This is a genomic window from Enterobacter sp. GER_MD16_1505_Eko_090, from assembly GCF_003331015.1.
Classification (GTDB): domain Bacteria; phylum Pseudomonadota; class Gammaproteobacteria; order Enterobacterales; family Enterobacteriaceae; genus Enterobacter; species Enterobacter roggenkampii.
Map to the genome: position 1 here is coordinate 268197 of NZ_PUQF01000001.1, position 21206 is coordinate 289402.

Annotated in this window: 15 protein-coding genes and 1 pseudogene; 11 read left to right on the top strand and 5 right to left on the bottom strand. The window is 57.3% G+C overall.

Annotated elements, in window-relative coordinates; all coding sequences use genetic code 11:
• Nucleotides 1–2: 2 nt before the first annotated feature.
• From betA to betI, 3 genes are read right to left on the bottom strand one after another with little or no spacing between them, the layout of a single operon-like run.
• Complete coding sequence (gene betA, locus C6A40_RS01270) at nt 3–1667, bottom strand: choline dehydrogenase (protein ID WP_023293075.1); 1665 nt, start codon at nt 1665–1667, stop codon at nt 3–5.
• 13 nt (nt 1668–1680) lie between these two features.
• Nucleotides 1681–3153, bottom strand: a complete 1473-nt coding sequence (gene betB / locus C6A40_RS01275) for a betaine-aldehyde dehydrogenase (protein WP_045335449.1) — start codon at nt 3151–3153, stop codon at nt 1681–1683.
• A 13-nt stretch (nt 3154–3166) separates the two neighbouring features.
• Nucleotides 3167–3754, bottom strand: a complete 588-nt coding sequence (gene betI / locus C6A40_RS01280) for a transcriptional regulator BetI (RefSeq protein WP_008500977.1) — start codon at nt 3752–3754, stop codon at nt 3167–3169.
• A 128-nt stretch (nt 3755–3882) separates the two neighbouring features.
• Here betI and betT point away from each other — a divergent pair, with 128 nt between their 5' ends.
• The 8 genes and pseudogenes from betT to C6A40_RS25570 all read left to right on the top strand — a co-directional run.
• The gene (gene betT, locus C6A40_RS01290) at nt 3883–5916 is read left to right on the top strand and encodes a choline BCCT transporter BetT (RefSeq protein WP_045335450.1); all 2034 of its coding nucleotides are present in this window, start codon (nt 3883–3885) and stop codon (nt 5914–5916) included.
• Between the two features lie 677 nt (nt 5917–6593).
• The gene (locus tag C6A40_RS01295; protein WP_025912684.1) at nt 6594–6974 is read left to right on the top strand and encodes a hypothetical protein; all 381 of its coding nucleotides are present in this window, start codon (nt 6594–6596) and stop codon (nt 6972–6974) included.
• Nucleotides 6975–7007: 33 nt separating this feature from the next.
• Nucleotides 7008–7604: a hypothetical protein gene (locus C6A40_RS01300; RefSeq protein ID WP_025912685.1), complete on the top strand. Its 597-nt coding sequence runs from the start codon at nt 7008–7010 to the stop codon at nt 7602–7604.
• A gap of 103 nt (nt 7605–7707) precedes the next feature.
• The gene (locus tag C6A40_RS01305) at nt 7708–8262 is read left to right on the top strand and encodes a fimbrial protein (protein ID WP_025912686.1); all 555 of its coding nucleotides are present in this window, start codon (nt 7708–7710) and stop codon (nt 8260–8262) included.
• Nucleotides 8263–8319: 57 nt separating this feature from the next.
• Nucleotides 8320–9000, top strand: a complete 681-nt coding sequence (locus tag C6A40_RS01310) for a fimbrial biogenesis chaperone (RefSeq protein WP_045335451.1) — start codon at nt 8320–8322, stop codon at nt 8998–9000.
• A gap of 172 nt (nt 9001–9172) precedes the next feature.
• The gene (locus C6A40_RS01315; RefSeq protein ID WP_045335452.1) at nt 9173–11536 is read left to right on the top strand and encodes a fimbria/pilus outer membrane usher protein; all 2364 of its coding nucleotides are present in this window, start codon (nt 9173–9175) and stop codon (nt 11534–11536) included.
• A 77-nt stretch (nt 11537–11613) separates the two neighbouring features.
• Nucleotides 11614–12594 carry a fimbrial protein gene (locus tag C6A40_RS01320; protein ID WP_025912689.1) on the top strand — a complete coding sequence of 327 codons (981 nt, stop codon included), beginning with the start codon at nt 11614–11616 and terminating at the stop codon, nt 12592–12594.
• A 24-nt stretch (nt 12595–12618) separates the two neighbouring features.
• Nucleotides 12619–12743, top strand: a pseudogene (locus C6A40_RS25570) (metal ABC transporter permease); the annotation flags it as partial.
• Between the two features lie 12 nt (nt 12744–12755).
• On the opposite strand, the gene entD reads toward C6A40_RS25570, so the two are convergent.
• A complete protein-coding gene (gene entD, locus C6A40_RS01325) occupies nt 12756–13397 on the bottom strand; it encodes an enterobactin synthase subunit EntD (RefSeq protein WP_045335453.1) in 642 nt (213 codons plus the stop codon).
• 85 nt (nt 13398–13482) lie between these two features.
• Nucleotides 13483–15732: a TonB-dependent siderophore receptor gene (locus C6A40_RS01330; protein WP_114191222.1), complete on the bottom strand. Its 2250-nt coding sequence runs from the start codon at nt 15730–15732 to the stop codon at nt 13483–13485.
• 144 nt (nt 15733–15876) lie between these two features.
• Here C6A40_RS01330 and fes point away from each other — a divergent pair, with 144 nt between their 5' ends.
• From fes to entF, 3 genes are read left to right on the top strand one after another with little or no spacing between them, the layout of a single operon-like run.
• Nucleotides 15877–17076, top strand: a complete 1200-nt coding sequence (gene fes / locus C6A40_RS01335) for an enterochelin esterase (protein ID WP_045335455.1) — start codon at nt 15877–15879, stop codon at nt 17074–17076.
• A 10-nt stretch (nt 17077–17086) separates the two neighbouring features.
• Nucleotides 17087–17299, top strand: a complete 213-nt coding sequence (locus C6A40_RS01340; protein ID WP_045335456.1) for an MbtH family protein — start codon at nt 17087–17089, stop codon at nt 17297–17299.
• Nucleotides 17296–21153 (top strand): enterobactin non-ribosomal peptide synthetase EntF, encoded by a 3858-nt coding sequence (entF, locus tag C6A40_RS01345; protein WP_058657654.1) that lies wholly within the window; start codon nt 17296–17298, stop codon nt 21151–21153. Before C6A40_RS01340 ends, entF begins: the two co-directional genes overlap by 4 nt.
• Nucleotides 21154–21206: the final 53 nt, after the last annotated feature.

Genomic DNA, 21206 nt, shown 5'->3' on the forward strand with positions numbered 1-21206 from the left:
ACTTAGCGTCTCACCGGTGCCCCGTTCGCCACATAATACGCCGCCGTGCTCTTCGCCAGCGGCTCGCGACCGCGAATGGCATCGGCAATCTTCTCGCCAATCATAATGGTGGTGGCGTTCAGGTTGCCGGTGATGATCTGCGGCATAATCGACGCATCCACCACGCGCAGCCCTTCCAGCCCGTGAACGCGGCCTTCGCCGTCGACCACCGCCATCTCGTCGTAACCCATCTTGCAGGTGCCGCACGGGTGGAACGCCGTTTCCGCGTGGTTGCGCACGAATTCGTCCAGCTGCTCGTCGGTCTGGCAGTCAATACCCGGACTGATTTCACGGCCGCGGTACTTGTCCAGCGCGGGCTGGTGCATGATCTCGCGGGTGATGCGGATCGCGTCGCGAAACTCCTGCCAGTCCTGCTCGTGGGACATATAGTTGAACAGGATCGCCGGATGCTGGTGCGGATCGCGCGACTGGATGCGCACGTGTCCACGGCTCGGCGAGCGCATGGAGCCGACGTGGCACTGGAAGCCATGTTCTTTCACCGCGTTCGAGCCGTTGTAGTTAATCGCCACCGGCAGGAAGTGGTACTGAATGTTTGGCCACTCAAACTCCTCGCGGCTGCGGATAAACCCGCCCGCTTCGAAGTGGTTGCTCGCACCTATGCCGGTGCCGCCAAACAGCCACTCCGCGCCAATCTTCGGCTGGTTCCACCACTGCAGGGCAGGGTAGAGGGAGACCGGCTCTTTACATTCGTACTGGAGGTACATCTCCAGGTGATCCTGCAGGTTTTCCCCCACGCCGGGCAGATCGTGCACCAGCGGGATATCAAACTGCTTCAGCAGGTCAGCGTTGCCCACGCCGGAGCGCTGGAGGATCTGCGGGGAGGCAATCGCCCCGGCGCTCAGCAGCACTTCTTTTTTTGCCGTCGCTTTGGAGGGGATGGTGCTTTCACCCTCCAGCCACTCGACGCCCACCGCGCGCTTGCCCTCAAAGAGGATGCGATCGGTCATGGCGTGGGTGCGGATGGTCAGGTTCGGACGCGGTTTCGCCTGATCCAGATAGCCGCGCGCGGTGCTGGCGCGTCGGCCCTGCGGCGTGACCGTGCGATCCATCGGGCCGAAGCCCTCCTGCTGATAGCCGTTGAGATCGTCGGTGCGCGGATAGCCCGCCTGCACGCCCGCCTCCACCATCGCCTCGAACAGCGGGTTCACGCCCGGTTTCGAGGTGGTAACGCTCACCGGGCCGTCGCCGCCGTGGTAGTCGTTCGGCCCCACGTCGCGCGTCTCTGCCTTGCGGTAGTAGGGCAGGCAGTTGAGGTAGCTCCAGTGCTCCAGGCCCGGCTCTTTCGCCCAGTGGTCGAGGTCCATCGCGTTACCGCGGATGTAGCACATGCCGTTGATCAATGACGAGCCGCCCAGCCCTTTGCCGCGTCCACACTCCATGCGGCGGTTGTTCATGAAGGGCTCTGGCTCGGTTTCGTACGCCCAGTTGTAGCGCTTGCCCTGCAGCGGGAACGCCAGCGCGGCGGGCATCTGGGTGCGGAAGTCAAATCGGTAATCCGGCCCGCCTGCTTCAAGCAGCAGGACGGTGGTGTTCGGATCTTCAGTCAGTCGTGTCGCCAGCACGTTGCCGGCAGAGCCGGCCCCGATAATGATGTAGTCAAATTGCAAATAAACCTCCCGGTTAAAATATGGACTGGAATTTACCCATCTCAACCTGGATGGACTTCACCTGGGTGTAGCTCTGCAGCGTCATCACGCCGTTCTCGCGGCCAATGCCGGAGTGCTTGTAGCCGCCGACCGGCATCTCTGCGGCGGATTCACCCCAGGTGTTGATCCAGCAGATGCCCGCTTCGAGCTGATGAATGGCGCCGTGGGCGCGGTTCAGGTCGGCCGTGACGATGCCTGCCGCCAGCCCGTAGTCGGTGTCGTTGGCGCGGCGAATCGCTTCCTCAATGGACTCATAGGTGAGGATGGACATCACCGGGCCGAAGATCTCTTCGCGCACGATGGTCATCTCGTCGGTGCAGTCGGTGAACACGGTCGGGGCCACCCACGCGCCGTTATCGAAGCCTTCGCCCTTCAGCACGTCGCCGCCGCACAGCACGCGCGCGCCTTCCTCTTTGCCTTTGGCGATGTAGCGCATCACGCTGTCGCGGTGCGGGAAGCTGACCATCGGGCCAAAGTTGGTAGCTTCATCGAACAGATCGCCCGCGCGGATGCGGCCCACGCGTTCAACGATTTTCTGCTCAAACGCGGCTTTGAACTTAGCCGGAACAAACACGCGGGTGCCGTTGGTGCACACCTGGCCGGAGCTGAAGAAGTTGGCCATCATGGCGATGTCCGCCGCGAGATCCAGATCCGCATCGTCGAAAATAATCAGCGGTGATTTACCGCCCAGCTCCATCGTCACCTCTTTCAGGGACGAGGCCGCCGAGTTGGCCATCACTTTTTTGCCGCTGGCGACGCCGCCGGTAAAGGAGACTTTGGCGATGCCCGGATGCTCGGTCAGGTACTGGCCGGTCTCCGCGCCCACGCCCGGCAGGACGTTAAACACGCCGTCCGGCAGGCCCGCTTCGGTGTAGATCTCGGCAAGCTTCAGGGCGGTAAGCGGCGTCACTTCGCTCGGCTTGAAGATCATCGCGTTGCCCGCCGCCAGCGCCGGGGCCGATTTCCACAGGGCGATCTGGATCGGGTAGTTCCACGCGCCGATGCCCGCCACCACGCCCAGCGGCTCGCGGCGGGTGTAGACGAATGAGGTCTCACGCAGCGGGATCTGGCTGCCTTCCAGCGCCGGGATCAGCCCCGCGTAGTACTCCAGCACTTCCGCACCGGTGACGATATCCACGGTTGAGGTTTCGGAATACGCTTTACCGGTGTCGAGGGTTTCCAGCTTTGCCAGCTCGTCGTTGCGCTCGCGCAGGATGTCGACGGCGCGACGCAGAACGCGGGAGCGCTCCATGGCGGTCATCGCCGCCCAGATTTTTTGCCCGCGTTTTGCGCTTTCCACGGCGCGGTCGACGTCTTCACGCCCGGCGGCCTGTAAGGTCGTCAGGACTTCACCGTTGGCCGGGTTGATGGTCTCGAAGGTGCGACCGCTGGTGGCCGATGTATAACCACCATTGATATAAAGCTGCTGTTCTGCCATTCGGGACATAAATTCTCCTCGGTTAGTCGGTCGGTAAATGCTGGCTGATAAAGTGGCTGGTGAGCGACTGCGCCAGGGTCTTATCCAGCGGCTTGCCGCTCAGCGCGGCGCGCAGCCACAGCCCGTCGATCAGCGCCGCCAGCCCGTAGCCCGCCTCCTGGGCCTGCTCGCGCGGAAGCTCGCGGCGGAACTCGTACACCAGGTTCGACAGCAGGCGGCGGCTGCTCACCTGCTGCAGGCGGTAGAGCATGGGCTGATGCATGCTGCTTGCCCAGAAGGCCAGCCAGGCCTTCATCGCCGCGCTGCTCACCTGGGTTTCATCAAAGTTACCGCCGACAATCGCCTGCAGACGCTGCTCCGCGCTGCCGTTCGGCAGGGCGTGCAGGCGGCTTAATACCGCATCGCGCAGCTGGCCGGTGATGTCGCGCATGGTCGCTTCCAGCAGACCGTTTTTGTCTTTGAAATAGTGACTGATGATCCCCGTGGAAACGCCTGCCCGACGGGCGATCTGCGCGATCGTCGCGTCATGCATTCCCACTTCATTTATTGCTTCCAGCGTGGCGTCGATAAGCTGCCTGCGCCGGATCGGCTGCATCCCCACTTTGGGCATTATTGCCACTCCATTCATCAGCGTTGGTTAACCATTAAAGCGGTTTTTGATTGGACGTTCAATATAAAATGTGTCTTAATTGTTGCGGATTTGGATTTTAATAGTTACAAAAACAGTGAGGATACTGGATGACAGACCTTTCACAGGACAGAGAAAAAGACAAAATCAACCCGGTCGTTTTTTATACGTCCGCCGGGCTGATTTTGTTGTTTTCCCTGACAACGATCTTCTTTCGCGATTTTTCTGCCGAGTGGATTGGGCGCACCCTGAACTGGGTATCGAAGACCTTCGGCTGGTACTACCTGCTGGCGGCGACGCTCTACATCGTCTTTGTGGTCTGCATTGCCTGCTCGCGCTTCGGCTCCGTGAAGCTCGGGCCAGAGCAGTCCAAGCCCGAGTTCAGCCTGCTGAGCTGGGCCGCGATGCTGTTTGCCGCGGGCATCGGCATTGACCTGATGTTCTTCTCCGTGGCGGAACCGGTCACGCAGTATATGCAGCCGCCGGAAGGGGCAGGGCAGACGATGGAGGCTGCACGCCAGGCGATGGTCTGGACGCTGTTCCACTACGGCCTGACCGGCTGGTCAATGTACGCCCTGATGGGCATGGCGCTGGGATACTTTAGCTATCGTTATAATTTGCCCCTCACCATTCGCTCCGCGCTGTACCCGATTTTCGGTAAAAAGATTAACGGCCCGATTGGCCATAGCGTCGATATCGCGGCGGTGATCGGCACCATCTTCGGTATTGCGACCACGCTCGGGATTGGCGTGGTGCAGCTCAACTACGGGCTGAGCGTGCTGTTTGATATTCCGGATTCGATGGCGGCGAAAGCGGCGCTGATTGCGCTCTCCGTCATTATTGCCACCATTTCGGTGACGTCAGGCGTCGATAAAGGCATCCGCGTGCTCTCCGAACTGAACGTGGCGCTGGCGCTGGGCCTGATCCTGTTCGTGCTGTTTATGGGCGACACCTCGTTCCTGCTCAATGCCTTAGTGCTGAACGTGGGCGACTACGTGAACCGCTTTATGGGCATGACGCTGAACAGCTTCGCCTTTGATCGCCCGGTGGAGTGGATGAACAACTGGACGCTCTTCTTCTGGGCGTGGTGGGTCGCGTGGTCGCCGTTTGTCGGCCTGTTCCTGGCGCGTATTTCGCGCGGGCGCACCATCCGCCAGTTTGTGATGGGCACGCTGATTATCCCGTTCACCTTTACCCTGCTGTGGCTGTCGGTGTTCGGCAACAGCGCGCTGCATGAGATCATCCACGGCAACGCGACCTTTGCACAGGAAGCGATGGCGCACCCGGAGCGCGGCTTCTACAGCCTGCTGGCGCAGTACCCGGCGTTCACCTTTAGCGCCTCCGTGGCGACCATTACCGGCCTGCTGTTCTACGTCACCTCGGCGGATTCCGGCGCGCTGGTGCTGGGTAACTTCACCTCGAAGCTGAAGGACATCAACAGCGATGCGCCGAACTGGCTGCGCATCTTCTGGTCGGTCGCCATCGGCCTGCTGACGCTCGGCATGCTGATGACCAACGGCATCTCGGCGCTACAGAACACCACGGTGATCATGGGGCTGCCGTTCAGCTTCGTCATCTTCTTTGTGATGGCCGGGCTGTATAAATCGCTCAAGGTGGAAGATTACCGCCGCGTCAGCGCCAGCCGCGATACCGCACCGCGTCCGATGGGGGCGCAGGACAGACTGAGCTGGAAGAAACGCCTGTCGCGCCTGATGAACTACCCGGGCACGCGCTACACCAAACAGATGATGGAGACGGTCTGCTTCCCGGCAATGGAAGAGGTGGCGCAGGAACTGAAGCTGCGCGGTGCGTACGTGGAGCTGAAAAACCTGCCGCCAGAGGAGGGTGAAACCCTGGGTCACCTGGATCTGCTGGTGCACATGGGCGACGAGCAGAACTTTGTCTACCAGATCTGGCCGCAGCAGTACTCGGTCCCCGGCTTTACCTACCGGGCGCGCAGCGGGAAATCGACCTACTACCGGCTGGAGACCTTCCTGCTTGAAGGAAGCCAGGGGAATGATTTGATGGACTACAGCAAGGAGCAGGTGATTACGGATATTCTGGACCAGTATGAACGGCACCTGAACTTTATCCATCTGCACAGGGAAGCGCCGGGGAATAGCGTGATGTTCCCGGATACGTAAGTTACTTTTTACAAACGCGCAATATAAGGCAAGTGTCTATCGGCACTTGCCTTTTTTATCTCTTGAGTTTGCTGGCAGAACTCATCACGGGAAGGGAAGAAGGAATGTGCCGGAATAATGTTAATTTTCATCAAAAAAAATTGATCTGAGTGTGATTTCTCATGATGTAATTGATTTTTAATAGGTTTTTTTATTATTCACACGAGAGGATGTTAGAGCTTTGTAAAGAAAATTCAGGTTTTGTATTGGGCGTTTTACTAAAACTCAAAGTTTTGTCATGAATAATCTTAAATTAACCCTATTAAGAAAAGGTTTAATTCCTTTTCTTTACTCTACTAACTTATTGATTTGACTTATTGATTGTTTATTGTTTGGTTTTTTGTTCTGTTTTGTTAATTATAATGGATGAATATGCTTGTGTAATAATTTCGTTAAAAATTAGTGTTGGCTTTATACATTTTTTTATCAAAAGGGTTTTTATACTTAATAATGTTAAGTTAGTGGTTGAATATTTCTAATAGAGTCGAAGTTGTGATTTTTTATCTTGATAAATCTGTCTCATTGTCACATTTTCTTCATTCAAATACCATCTTCTACAAATCAGGCGAACACTGATTACCCAGTGCGGAGGAGGAGATGTCAAAGAAATGAGAACGATAAGCCCCTAAGGAGTGGTTGTGCCTTTTGTCTCTGACGAACTTCTGTATGGATACACCATTTTCCAGCATCTGGAATACAGGCCAACAACGCGCACGCTAATTAATATCAAAAATGGCCGAATCAAAAGATTTGGTACAACGAAAGCCAGATTGTTTGAGTATTTATTGTCAGGAATGGATGAAGGAATTGTCTACGATAATGACATCATCGTACATGTTTTTGAAGATCATGGGTTGCGGTGCTCCAGATCTTATCTACTGTCCATGATTAAAAAAATTCAAAATGCGTTTAATACCGTCGGCTTTGAGCGGTATCCCTTTGCAAGGGTTGATGGAAAAGCTTATGTAATCGATAGGTCTTGCTTAGAGCGCATATATGTTGTCAAAACTTCATCTTAATCATGTTATGTGAATTAAAAAAAGGAATGAACGTTGACGACGCTACTGGTGTTCACTCGGAATTTTGCAATGAGGCAGGCCATTCAGGGCTTATCCTCAGCGGACAAAGCGGTATTCTTTTTTGATAACCGCCTTGAGTTTATCGTCTGTGCAACGATCCTGGATAAGCCTTGCATTTTGATTGATGCAATTGATGAAACAACAGATAACATAAGGTGGTTGTATTCTCGGCTCGCGGCCAGAGGATTATCGCGACGAACCTATTTTATTTCACCAGAAGAAAACACAGGCAATAGCTATTTAAAACTCTTCTGGCTGGTTACGACGATCAAAGAGTTGAAGGCGCTTTGCGATCGCGCAGCGAAACTCCCCGCAACGGAAAAACCCTGGGAAGTAGCCGATGTTATTTACGACAGGTTATCGGTAAAGTTATCGCCAGAACATCTGGACTTTCTGATGACGCTATACGATGCGTCGACCGGGAAATATCGTTGCAATGACCGCGATGACATTAATAAAAACTACTATTTAAGAAAGCGACTTGCATTAGGAAGCAGTTCAGAGATGAAACAGCTTATCGTTATTTTATCCACTCAGGCTTATCACCATCCTTGTCTAAAATCAGCCTGACTGGGCAATAAATAATACATTAACTGGTTTAGCGGACTTATTCCGCTGTTCCTGCATTGACATGACGTCAATGCAGATAATGTTCAATCCTAAGGATAAAGCTATGCAAACTAAAGTTACCCGTGTAATTCGTAATGTACTGACGGCCGCTGCCGTGAGTGGAATCACCTTTGCCGCTCAGGCGGCCGATGGAAAAATTAATTTCACCGGCACAATCCTTGATTCGGCCTGTACGATTGAATCCAGTACGGCGAATCAGACCGTTAACCTTGGGAAAATCCCTAAAAGCTCGTTCAGCGCGGCCGGATCTGTTGCTGCTGCAACCCGCTTCAGCATAATGTTGAACAATTGCCCCGCGGCCGTTACCTCTGCATCTATTAAGTTTGATGGTACTGCGGACAGCTCTGACACCAGTATTCTTGCGCTGAACAGCGATCAAACGGCGAAAGGTGTAGGCGTTGCGTTTTATGAAGAGGATGGCATTACCGCGATCCCTCTGGCAACCCAGTCGAAGAGTATCACCCTTGACACCAGCGCAGGCGAAGATGCCGCAAACAGCAATAAGATGACCTTCGTGGCCAAATATAAGGCAACGCAGGCTGCCGTGGTGGCGGGTACGGCAAACGCGACGTCAGATTTTACCATTACCTATCAGTAATATCCCGGGCGTACCTAAGGTGCGCCCCGTTGTCTCTTGCTGAAATATTGGGAACGTATGATGAGTCAACTTATTCGAACGATTGCGTTATCAGGCGTTTGCCTGCTCTCTCTACCGGTTCAGGCCAGCATAACCGTCGGGGGGACACGCTTAATTTATAATGGAAATGAAAGCGAAGCCTCACTCCCGGTGAGTAACAGTCGGGATGCCGTTCCCTATTTAATTCAGTCATGGGTTGAGTTAGGTGAAAACTCGAAGGAGAAGGTTCCTTTTATCGTTACGCCGCCCCTGTTCCGCCTAGACGGAGGCCATGAAAATACGCTGCGGATCATTTATACCGGTGAAAAAACACTGCCTGATAATCGCGAATCTGTTTTTTGGCTAAACGTTAAGTCTATTCCCTCAATGACCCGGTCAGATGAAAATCGGCTGCTTATTGCCGTTAAGACGCGTATGAAAATTTTCTATCGCCCTGCGGCGCTGGCGTCTGAAAAATCCGGTGAAGCATGGACGAAATTAAAGTTTGAGACGCGCGGTGAACACCTGGTGATTAATAACCCAACGCCGTTCTACGTTTCTCTTTATTCATTAACGATTGGCAATAACACGATTGCGCAGCCGCCGATGATTTCACCCTTTAGTTCCGCAACGGTGGCCGGCAGTGGAACGCAGGTGGCCTGGAAAGCCATAAATGATTTTGGTGGCGTAACGACAGAAAAGCGCCAGATGCTGAAATAAAAAATATTAACAATACGCTATGTCACTCGCGCAGGTAAGCAAAGTGAATACTGTTCCTTTTTCTCGATATGGTTTTTTCTCTGGCTCGTGGCCTAACCGCGTAAGTCGACTCTCGACGATAGCGCTTTTTATTTCGGGCGTTTTTCCCGCAGCTGCGGGCGAACTCTATTTTATGGCCGATGCGCTTGAAAAAACACACTCGACTTCTCAGGGCATCGATCTGGGCCGCTTCGAGCGGGGAGAACAGTTACCCGGCACCTACAGGGTGGAAATATGGCTTAATGAAAATTATATCCGAACGGAAAATATCTCTTTTGTATCTGTTAACGGCGTCGGGCTGGCGCCGGAGCTTAACCGGAGCGTGCTGGAATCACTTGGTGTCAGGGTCAAGGCATTTCCTGAATTATCCATGCTGCCTGCCGAGGCAATAATTACCGATCCCGGCGCATTTATACCGGATGCCTCCACCCGGCTGGATTTTGACAGGCAGAGACTGGATATCTCTATCCCTCAATCGGCGCTTAACGCGCGGGCACGCGGCACCGTTGATCCGTCGCGCTGGAACCAGGGCATTTCTGCACTGCTGGTAAATTACAGCATCAACGGCTCGCGCAGCTGGAGCCGGGACGGTGAGGCGCAGGATCAGCTTTACACCAATCTGCAAAGCGGTATTAATGCGGGACCGTGGCGCCTGCGTAACTACAGCACCGTGACGAAGAACAACGGAAAGCAGTCGTTTTCGTCGTTGAATACGACCCTGAGCCGCGACGTCCAGTTTTTGAGAGGGCAGTTTCAGGTGGGGGAAACCAGCACCCCCGGCGACGTGTTTGACAGCGTGATGTTTCGCGGCGCCCAAATTTTTTCCGATGACACCATGTTGCCGGAAAGCATGCGCGGCTTCGCCCCCATCATTCGGGGGATCGCCCGCACCAACGCCACGGTTACCGTGAAGCAAAACGGCTACACGGTTTATCAAACCTACGTGGCGCCTGGCAGCTTTATCATTCGCGATCTTTATCCTACGTCAGCGAGCGGCGATCTGGATATTGTCGTCACCGAAGCTGACGGCAGCGTCCAGCATTTCGTGCAACCTTTCTCCGCGGTTCCCGTCATGCTGCGGGAAGGCCGCGTGAAGTATGCGCTGAGCACAGGCGAGTTTCGAACGACGAAGCATGGGGCACATACGCCCACATTTGGCCTGGGCACGTTGGCTTATGGCCTCTCCAATAATCTCACGCTGTACGGTGGCGTCCTGGGGGCAAGTAACTATGCGTCCGGCGTGCTTGGTTCCGGCCTCAGCTTTGGCGATATAGGCTCACTATCGGCGGACGTTACCCTTGCCGAAAGCCAGCTCGTTGAGGAGAAAAATCGCCGCAGCCGGGGACAGTCCTATCGGGTGCAGTATTCAAAAACGGTGGCCACGACCGATACCACCGTGACGCTCGCAAGCTATCGCTACTCCACGGAAGGCTTTTATACCTTCCAGGAGGTGAATGAATTCAGCAGCCAGCGCTACAATAAGCGAAGCCGACTGCAACTCAACCTCAGCCAGTCGCTGCAAAGCTGGGGAAATTTTTATATTTCGGCATACCAGCAGGACTACTGGGGCAGACAGGGCTATGAGCGCAACGTCAGCACCGGCTTTAACACCAGTATTCGCGATATTAATTACTCGCTCGGCTACACCTACAGTGAAACGCCGGGCAAAGACCGTAGGGACCAGATTGTAGCCTTTAACTTACAGGTGCCGCTGAGCAAATGGCTGCCGCAAAGCTGGGCCAGCTATAGCGTGAATATGCAAAAGAACGGTCCTGAGACGCACCTGGTGGGTCTGAGCGGCACCGCACTTTCTGATAATAACCTGAGCTACCTTGTTCAGCAGGGCTATACGTCGTCTGGCGGAGAATCGAGAAGTTCCTTAAGCGGAACCTATAAAGGCGGCTACGGTACCGTAAGCGCAGGCTACAACTACAGCCGACAGAACAGTCAGCTGAACTTCGGTCTGCAGGGGGGGGTTGTCGGCCACGAGCATGGCGTGACGTTCTCTCAGCCGCTGGGGGATACCATTGTGCTGCTAGAAGCGCAGGGCGCATCAGGCGTGAGCGTGCGCAATAACCCTGGCGTTAAAACGGACTGGCGCGGATATGCGGTAGTGCCCTATGCCAGCGCTTATCAGGAAAACCGGATTGCGATAGACATCGGTTCGCTGGGGCCGGACGTGGATGTGGACGAATCTGTAGTCAACGTCGTACCTACGCGCGGTGCCGTGGTGCGAGCGACGTTCAAAGCGAGAACGGGGTTCCGGGCTCTGATAACGTTGCTGTATCAGAACTCGCCGGTGCCCTTTGGGGCCATGGTAAAGCTTAACGGAAGCGATGCGATGAGCATTGTCGGGAGCGACGGAGAGGTCTATATGAGCGGCCTGAACGACGGTGACAGCATAACGGTACAGTGGGGAGCGAAAACCTGCCGCGCCAAAATAAACTTGAACGCCTTACCGGGTAAAATTCAGCGTACCGCTGCGACGTGTCGTTAAATTTCTCATTGCGTTAATACGTATTATTACTTTTACGAGAGAAGGCCTACGCCTTGCCTGAAATGAAGGAACATATCATGTCCACCGTATTTAAAATCGCGACGGCAGCCGTGGGATGCGCTGTCTCTCTGAATGCCTTTGCGCTGTGTTCTGCAAACGACGTAGCGGTCAACTTCGATCACAATATTGTCGTTCAGCGGGATGCGCCGGTTGGAACGGTATTAGCAACGATAATTACCAGTAACCCCATAAAATGTGACCCTGAGGGTCAGCAAATCGGATACGATGGCTCGTGGTTTATTCAGCTCTCCGGGGCGAATACGGATTACGGCGCCTCGCCGCTGGCAAACGTGCGGGCGACAGAGGTTCCTGGCATTGGCATCCGGTGGAAGAACTTTTCCAGCACCACGCAAAGTAGCGAATTTGTCACCAGAATGGACCTCAATAACCCGAACTGGAGGCGAGGGATCCTCCAGGATGGTGTATCAACGTTCACGGATACTTTTGAGCTGATCAAAACCAGCACTACCCCGGAGACGGGCTCAATACCCGCTCTGGCGATAAATATGGAATACAGTACTCCGAGAAGTAATAACATTATGCGCCTGCCGCTTTTTAAATATATATTTTCGCCGATGAATATAAGCACTGCATCCTGTCAGATTGAAGATAAAAATTTGAATATTAATATGGGAATTGCGCTATTACCGAAGTTTAACGGCGTCGGCAGCACCCAGAATCAGGTGACATTTTCCATACCGCTTATCTGTAGTGCACAGACCGCAGTGAATGTGACGTTGGATAATGTCAGCCCGCTTGCCGATCCTGTTAACGGAGTATTGGGGTTAAACAGCAGTTCGACGGCTACAGGTTTGGGCATTCAGCTAAAATATAACGATTCGCCCGTGCAGTTCGGCAAGCTTATTAAATACGGCACGACGACCTCGGCAGGAGAAATCGTCAATATTCCCTTTAAGGCCGCTTATTATATGACCTCTGCGAATGCTCGATCAGGCTCGGTGAGCGCCACGGCGTCGTTTACTATGACCTATCGTTAACGCATTATTTGAAATACCCTCGCATCCGGCCTGTTCTGCGTGGTTTACACCGAATGCCTGAAAGATAACAGCCGAATCAAACAGAATGGGTTATGGGGATCATTTTTTCAGGCATGTTTGGTGTCGGGTTGAGCCTCTGCATTCCCGTCGGCAGGAGAGCCTTACAGCAGGGTGATCGCCTGTTCGCCGTGCTGTCGCCAGTGAAGGGTGAAGGCGGTGGCTTTGGCGTATCCTGCGCGTTGAAGGGTTAATGCCAGGGTAAGCGTTTTATCGTCGAGCTGTGTGACGCGAGTGCTGTCAAACCCCATCCAGGACTGTACCTTCGGAAAGAGGGCTTTGAACAGGCTCTCTTTGGCGCTAAACGCCAGCGTCAGGGCGAGGGGGAACGGAAAACCTGAGCAGGAAAGGACGAGCTCTTCCTGGGCATCAATGACGCCGTCTTTTATTTCCTGAGCTTCATTCTCGGAGAGGATCGTTTCGCAATCGATGCCGATAATCGCCGGATGGTCGCATGTTACAACCGCCATCGCCTGCGTGCCGCTGTGGGTGATGCTTCCTGAAACGCCTTCCGGCCAGAGCGGTTCACCGCTGGGGCCGATGCCGGGCACGGTGTGGTCAGGTAAGGCATGCGCGGCGGCGATGCGGCCTGCCAGATGCTCGGCTTTGCGTTTGCGCCCGGCGTTTGCAAGCTCAGCGTGGTGGGGGAGCCAGAGGAGATCGGCGTCGGTGAAGGTGGTTGGGGCGAAGGTGACGTGGTGTACGGTATGGCCGGCGAGAATGAACGTGCGGTGGGTGGTGTGCATGGTTTCCCCTCTATCAATAAATAGTGCGGCCTGATGCCCTCACCCAGCCCTCTCCCACAGGGAGAGGGAGGCGTTGTTGCCTTTATCAGAATCGCGTATTCACGCTCATATACCACGTGCGGCCTGGCTCATTATAGGTATAAGCCCCCGCGCCGTACATATACGCGCCGGTGGTGGCGTTCCCGGTCGTCTGGGCATTACCCGCACGCCACTGACGCTTGTCGAAGACGTTATCCACGCCGCCGGTCAGGCTGACGTTTTTGGTCATGTCCCAGGTCGCGCTCAGGCCAACGATGCTGTACGGGCTGACCTCGTCTTTTTCAGACCCGGTCACAGGCTGACCTTTGTAGTTGTACTTCTTCGGCTGCTGCTTGCCGTACCAGGTAAAGGTCGACTGGAGCGACACGTCCTGATGAACCTGCCAGCTCAGTGTCGAGTTCAGCGTGTACTCCGGAATGATCGACAGACGGTCGCCGGTCTCCTTGTTCTTGCTCTGCAGCATGTAGGTGATGTTGTTGGTCCAGTTAATGGTGTCGCTGACCGGCACGTTCAGGGAGCCTTCCAGCCCTTCAACCACCGCTTTCGGCACGTTTTCCCACTGGTAGATATCCGTCTGCACTTTACCGGACGAGGTGTGGCCGATCGGCGCGTAGCCCGCTTCGATCTTGTTGCGGTAGTCGTTGCGGAACCAGGTCACGCCCGCCAGCCAGCCGTCGCGCTTCCACTCCAGACCAATCTCTTTGTTGATGCTGGTTTCGGCCTTAAGATCGTCGTTACCCATCATGTAGCAGCCTACGCCGTCGGAGCTGGCGTAGCAGCCCTGACCTTTGCTGTAGAGCAGGTAGTTCGGGTTGGTCTGATACAGGCTTGGCGCCTTATAGGCGCGGGCGATACCCATCTTCAGCGTGAAGTCATCCCCCAGACCCTGCGACAGGTTCAGGGACGGGCTCCAGTTGTTGCCGACGATGGTGTGGTGGTCGAAGCGCAGGGCAGGGGTCAGGATGGTGCTGTCGGTCAGCTCCATGTTGTTCTCAGCGAACAGGGAGAAGATTTCCGCTGAGGTGTACGGGCTGCGATCGTTACTCATGCCCGGAATGGTGCCGCCCTGCAGGGTTTGCGTGAAGGAGGTGGAATCTTTCATGCGCTGCTGGTTCCACTCGGTACCCAGCGTCAGGTTCTGATTAACGAGGAAATCAATCGGCAGGTTGATTTCGCTGTGCAGCATCACGTCGGCCAGATCGGTGTCGGTGAATTTATTGCTGTTGAACAAGCCTTCCGTACCGCCCGCCAGCCCTTCACCCAGACGGGAGTTGCGGGTGTGCTCGTACTGCGCCCAGTTGCTGGTGGTAATGCCGTTATCCCAGCCGCCGTTCCAGGTCACCGCGAAGTTCTGGCGATAGATACGGTTGGTTTCTTTGCCGGAGTTCTTTTTCACCAGGCCGCTGGAGCTGTTGTCGTTGTTGGTGTTCTGGGTATCACCGGCGTAGAGGTTATTCTGACGGCTGTAGCCCGCCTCAAATTCCAGAGACTGCATCGGCGCAAAGTCCCAGCGCACCACGCCGTTGATGTCTTTATTTTCTACACCCTCGCGGCCAGCAGGCAGCGTGTCGGCGTAGGCGCCGGTACGGTCAGACTGGTGACCCTGGTTGATGTCCCACGCGTCGGCCTGGGTTTTGTCCAGGTTACCGAACATGCGGAAGCTGAAGTCGCCGCCCAGCGGGCCGCTCAGGCTGAAGTTGGTGCGTTTGGTGGAACCTTCATCCTTGTGCTCAGGCGCATTCAGGTAGGTGTTCCAGGAGCCGTGCCACTGGTCGTCGAATTTTTTGGTGATGATGTTCACCACGCCGCCTGCCGCGCCGTTGCCATAGCGCGCGGCGGCCGGACCGCGGATCACTTCGATGCGCTCGATCATCTCCGGCGGCACCCAGCCGGTATCGCCGCGGGTGTCGCGCTCGCCGCGCCAGCCCAGACGGATGGAGTTTCGGCTGGTCACCGGCTTGCCGTCGATCAGGATCAGGGTGTTTTCTGGCCCCATGCCGCGGATATCAATCTGACGGTTATTCCCGCGCTGGCCGCTGGTGGAGTTACCGGTCAGGTTAACGCCCGGCATGGTGCGGATGATTTCCGCCACGTCGCGCGCGGGCGGGTTTTTGCGGATCTCATCGGCGGTGATGGTCGATACCCCCGGCGCCTGCAGATTCTGCTCGGCGGCGGTGATCACCATCGTATCTTCGTGCTGCGCAGAGGCGGTGTTGTCGTCTGCCAGAGCAGGCAGCGTGACGCCATAAATCCCTAAATTGACCAGCAAGGCCAGAGAGTGAATCTTCTTATTCATTGTACGTCCTGCTTTTGTGGTTGTTTTATGAGCGCTTCCCACAGCGCGGGCACTACGCTATTGCAAATGCAAATAGTTATCAATAATATTATCAATAAAATTTGCTCTGAAACAAAAAAGACTGTTAAACATGAGGTTATAAGGGTGACGGCGTTAACAACGGGAAGTGAAGCGTGGTGGCAGTCGAAAAACGGGCCTGAATGGACGCCGGAAAAGGGAAACTATCGCGTCACGTTCTGGTGGCGTGACCCGGCAGGAACGCAAAGAACGTCACCGATCAAACGCGTCTGGCTCTACGTCACCGGCGTGACCGATCACCACCAAAATGCCCGCCCGCAGTCCCTCGAACGCATTCCCGATACCGACGTCTGGCAGTGGCAGGGCGAGTTCAGCCCCGAGTGGCGCGGAAGCTACTGTTTTATCCCTTCCGTGAATGAAAACGATTTTGCCAGCGTCGTGTTTGAAGGCGAGCAGCCGGAACGCATGGCGCTGCGTGAAGGCTGGCGCAAGCTGCTGCCGCACGCGGTTTCAGACCCGCTGAACCCGCAAAGCTGGCGCGGCGGGCGCGGCCATGCCGTCTCGGCGTTGGAAATGCCGGAAGCACCCGTTCAGCCGGGGTGGAATCATCCCGATACGCCGTATCAGCCGCCAGTCTGCATTGAGTGGGAAAGCGCGCGCCTGAAAAATCGCCGTCGCATCTGGATTTTCGCCACCGGTGGGGAAGACCTGGAACGCCCGCTGGCGGTGCTGCTCGACGGGCAGTTCTGGGCCGAAAGCATGCCCGTCTGGCCTGCGCTGGCGTCGCTCACCACCGGGCGCAAATTACCGCCTGCGGTCTACGTCTTAATCGATGTTATCGATATGGCGCATCGCAACCGCGAGCTGCCGTGCAATCCCGACTTCTGGCTGGCGGTGCAGGAAGAACTTCTCCCCCTTGTTAAAAAACGCGTGCCGTTTAGCGACCGCGCCGACCGTACGGTGGTGGCTGGCCAGAGCTTTGGCGGTCTCGCGTCGCTTTATGCTGGCCTCAACTGGCCGCAGCGTTTTGGTTGCGTGCTTAGCCAGTCCGGCTCCTACTGGTGGCCACACCGCGGCGGCCAGCAGGACGGGCTGTTAATCGAGCAACTTAAAACCGGCGAAATATCCCCTCGCGGGTTACGCATCCTTCTTGAGGCCGGGCGCAACGAGCCGCTCATCTTCCGCGCGAATCAGGCGATTTATGCCGAACTGCACACACACCAACCGGTTATTTGGCGTCAGGTTGACGGCGGACACGATGCGCTTTGCTGGCGCGGTGGGCTGACGCAGGGGCTTATCACCCTCTGGCAGCCGCTTATTCACTAACGGAGTCTGTATGGAATTCAGCAATCCTTTCGATAATCCGCAGGGACAGTTCGCCATTTTGCAAAACGACCAGGGGCAGTACAGCCTGTGGCCACAGCAGTGCGAACTGCCGGCAGGGTGGGGCGTGGTGTGCGAAGCACAGTCTCAGGAGGCGTGCCAGCAGTGGCTGGCGGAACGCTGGCAGACGCTTGAGCCGTCTTATTTCGCGGGGGAGAACGTATGAACCGTCTTCCTCTCGTCGCCGCCCAGCCGGGCATCTGGATGGCGGAACAGCTGTCCACGCTGCCAAACGCCTGGAGCGTGGCGCACTACACCGAGCTGAAAGGCGATATCGATGCGCCGCTGCTGGCAAAAGCCGTTGCCGCGGGCATGATGCAGGCCGATACCCTGCGCATGCGCTTTGCGGAAGACAACGGTGAGGTGTGGCAGTGGGTGGATGACACCTTCATTCTGCCGGAACCGTCCATCGTTCGCGTTGATTCCCACGCCGCCGCCGTGGCGCTGATGAACGCCGATCTTAACCAGAACCTGCGCGTCGACAGCGGGCAGCCGCTGGCCTTTCATCAACTGATTCAGGTCGGTGAAAACCACTGGTACTGGTATCAGCGCTATCACCATCTGGTGGTGGATGGCTTCAGCTTCCCGGCCATAACCCGCCAGATCGCCGCGATTTATGCCGCGTGGAAAAAGGGCGAACCCACGCCGGAATCCCCGTTTACGCCATTTGCAGAGGTGGTGGACGAGTATCAGCGCTATCGCGACAGCGAGGCGTACCGGCGCGACGGCGCCTTCTGGGCCGGGCAGCGCAAACAGCTGCCTTCTCCGGTCTCGCTCTCCTCCGCGCCGCTGCCGGGCCGCGCCGCGACGACCGACATTCTGCGTCTGAAAATTACCGCCGACGGACGCGCCTTCAGCCAGCTTGCACAGGCGGCAGGGCAGGTACAGCGCACCGACCTGGCGCTTGCGCTGGTGGCGCTGTGGCTGGGGCGCCTCACCGGACGGCTGGACTACGCCGCCGGGTTTATCTTTATGCGCCGGATGGGATCCGCGGCGCTCACCGCGACCGGGCCGGTGCTTAACGTCCTGCCGCTGGCGGTCAATATCGATCCCCAGGAGAGCCTGCCCTCGCTGGCGCTGCGCCTGGCGAACCAGCTGAAAAAAATGCGCCGCCACCAGCGCTACGACGCCGAGCAGATCGTGCGCGACAGCGGGAAAGCGGCGGGTGATGAAGCGCTGTTTGGCCCGGTGCTGAACGTTAAAGTGTTCGACTACCAGCTGGATATCGACGGCGTGGAGGCCATCACCCACACGCTGGCGACCGGCCCGGTGAACGATCTGGAGCTGGCGCTGTTCCCGGACGAGCAGGGCGGGCTGAGCATGGAGATCCTCGCCAATAAGCAGCGCTACGATGAGGCGACGCTGACGCGTCACGTGGCGCGGCTGAACGCAATGCTGGTGCAGTTTGCGGCCAATCCGGACCTGCGCTGCGGCGAGGTGGAAACCGTTTCAGAGCAGGAATACGCAAAGCTCGCGCGCATCAACGATACCGGGCTGGCGCTGCCGTCCACCACGCTCGCGGATCTGGTGGCGGAACAGGCGAGCAAAACGCCGGATGCCCCGGCGCTGGCGGATGCGCACGTTGAACTCAGCTATCGTCAGATGCGCGAGCAGGTCGTCGCGCTGGCAAACCTGCTGCGCGCGCGCGGCGTGAAGCCGGGCGACAGCGTGGCGGTGGCCCTGCCGCGCTCGGTATTCCTGACGTTAGCCTTGCACGGCATTGTGGAGGCGGGCGCCGCGTGGCTGCCGCTCGACACCGGCTACCCGGACGATCGCCTGCGGATGATGCTCGAGGACGCGAAGCCGTCCCTGCTCATTACCACCGACGAACAGCTTCCGCGCTTTAGCGATCTGCCTATTACGACGTGTAGTTACAACACACTGTTACCGGCCACCGATGCTGAGCCGCTGCGTCTGGCAAAGCCGGAGCAGACGGCGTACATCATCTTTACCTCCGGCTCGACCGGGCGTCCAAAAGGGGTCATGGTCGGCCATACTGCCATCGTTAACCGCCTGAAGTGGATGCAGGACCATTATCCGCTGGGCGCGAACGATGTGGTGGCGCAGAAAACGCCGTGCAGCTTTGACGTGTCGGTGTGGGAGTTCTGGTGGCCGTTTATCGCCGGGGCAAAGCTGGTGATGGCGGAGCCGGACGCGCACCGCGATCCGCAGGCGATGCAGAGCTTCTTCACGCACTACGGCGTGACGACAACCCACTTCGTGCCGTCGATGCTGGCGGCGTTTGTCGCCTCGCTGACGTCGGAAAACGTCGACTGCTGCAAAACGCTTAAGCAGGTGTTCTGCAGCGGCGAAGCGCTGCCGACGGCGCTGTGCCGCGAGTGGGAACAGCTGACGCACGTGCCGCTGCATAACCTTTACGGCCCGACGGAAGCGGCGGTGGACGTCAGCTGGTATCCGGCGTACGGCCCTGAACTGGCGGCGGTGGAGGGCAACAGCGTGCCGATCGGTTTCCCGGTGTGGAATACGGGGCTGCGCATTCTGGATGCGATGATGCGCCCGGTACCGTTCGGCGTGGCGGGGGATCTCTACCTCACCGGCATCCAGCTGGCGCAGGGATATCTGGGACGCCCCGATCTCACCGCCAGCCGCTTTATCGCCGACCCGTTCGCGGCGGGCGAGCGCATGTACCGCACCGGGGACGTTGCCCGCTGGCTGGATAACGGCGCGGTGGAATATCTGGGCCGCAGCGACGACCAGCTGAAAATTCGCGGCCAGCGCATCGAGCTGGGTGAAATCGACCGGGCGATGCTGTCGCTGCCGGACGTGGCCCAGGCCGTGGCGCACGCCTGCGTCTTCAACCAGGCGGCGGCAACGGGCGGCGATGCCCGCCAGCTGGTGGGGTACGTGGTTTCTGAATCCGGCTTACCGCTGGACCTTGACGCGCTGCTGGAATCGCTCAAAACCCAGCTGCCGCCGCATATGGTGCCGGTGGTGCTGCTGCAAATCAGCGCGCTGCCGCTGAGCGCCAACGGCAAGCTTGACCGCAAGGCGCTGCCGCTGCCGGAGCTGACGAGTAAATCCTCCGGCCGTGCGCCGGAGACTGAAACCGAAGTCGCCGTCGCGCAGGCGTTTTCCGCGCTGCTGGGCTGTGAGATCAGCGACATTGAGGCGGATTTCTTTGCCCTCGGCGGCCACTCGCTGCTGGCGATGCGCCTCGCGGCTCAGCTCAGCCGCGCGTTTAGCCGTAAGGTCACGCCGGGGCAAATTATGGTCGCCTCCACGGTGAGCAAGCTTAGCGCGCTGCTGGACTCGCAAATGAGCGACGAGCAGGCGCAGCGTCTGGGGTATGAAACCGTTCTGCCGCTGCGTGAAAGCAACGGCCCGACGCTGTTCTGCTTCCATCCGGCGTCCGGCTTTGCCTGGCAGTTTAGCGTCCTGGCGCGCTACCTCAGCCCGCGCTGGTCAATCGTCGGCATTCAGTCGCCGCGGCCAAACGGCCCGATGCAGCAGTGCGCGGATCTCGATGGGGTGATCGATCATCACCTGAACACGTTGCGTAAGCAGCAGCCGCAGGGGCCGTATTACCTGTTCGGCTATTCCCTCGGCGGCACGCTGGCGCAGGGCATTGCGGCCCGCCTGCGCGAGCAGGGGGAAGCGGTGGCGTTCCTCGGCCTGCTGGATACCTGGCCGCCGGAAACCCAGAACTGGGCGGAAAAAGAGGCCAACGGCCTCGACCCGGCGGTGCTGGCGGAAATCGAGCGCGAGCGTCAGGCGTTTATCGCCGCCCAGCAGGGACAGGGCTCCAGCGAGCTGTTTAACGCTATCGAAGGCAACTACGCCGATGCGGTGCGGCTGCTCACCACGGCGCACAGTTCACGCTTTGACGGTATAGCAACGCTGTTTGTTGCCGAACGCACGCGCATGATGGATCCGCAGGCCGCCTGGGCACCGTGGGTGGGGGAACTGGAGGTGTACAGCCAGGATTGCGCCCACGTGGATATCATTTCACCGCAGGCGTTTGAGAAAATTGGGCCAGTGTTGAGGGAGATTTTGGGGTAACGTCAAAAGCGCCGGGTGGCGGCTACGCCTTACCCGGCCTACGGGAGCCGAGT

What these genes read in the sequence shown, in the direction of transcription:
- betB (WP_045335449.1), bottom strand. Translation starts at nt 3,153, where the DNA reads ATGTCCCGAATGGCAGAACAGCAGCTTTATATCAATGGTGGTTATACA.
- betI (WP_008500977.1), bottom strand. Translation starts at nt 3,754, where the DNA reads ATGCCCAAAGTGGGGATGCAGCCGATCCGGCGCAGGCAGCTTATCGAC.
- betT (WP_045335450.1), top strand. Translation starts at nt 3,883, where the DNA reads ATGACAGACCTTTCACAGGACAGAGAAAAAGACAAAATCAACCCGGTC.
- C6A40_RS01305 (WP_025912686.1), top strand. Translation starts at nt 7,708, where the DNA reads ATGCAAACTAAAGTTACCCGTGTAATTCGTAATGTACTGACGGCCGCT.
- C6A40_RS01310 (WP_045335451.1), top strand. Translation starts at nt 8,320, where the DNA reads ATGATGAGTCAACTTATTCGAACGATTGCGTTATCAGGCGTTTGCCTG.
- C6A40_RS01315 (WP_045335452.1), top strand. Translation starts at nt 9,173, where the DNA reads ATGGCCGATGCGCTTGAAAAAACACACTCGACTTCTCAGGGCATCGAT.
- C6A40_RS01320 (WP_025912689.1), top strand. Translation starts at nt 11,614, where the DNA reads ATGTCCACCGTATTTAAAATCGCGACGGCAGCCGTGGGATGCGCTGTC.
- entD (WP_045335453.1), bottom strand. Translation starts at nt 13,397, where the DNA reads ATGCACACCACCCACCGCACGTTCATTCTCGCCGGCCATACCGTACAC.
- C6A40_RS01330 (WP_114191222.1), bottom strand. Translation starts at nt 15,732, where the DNA reads ATGAATAAGAAGATTCACTCTCTGGCCTTGCTGGTCAATTTAGGGATT.
- C6A40_RS01340 (WP_045335456.1), top strand. Translation starts at nt 17,087, where the DNA reads ATGGAATTCAGCAATCCTTTCGATAATCCGCAGGGACAGTTCGCCATT.
- entF (WP_058657654.1), top strand. Translation starts at nt 17,296, where the DNA reads ATGAACCGTCTTCCTCTCGTCGCCGCCCAGCCGGGCATCTGGATGGCG.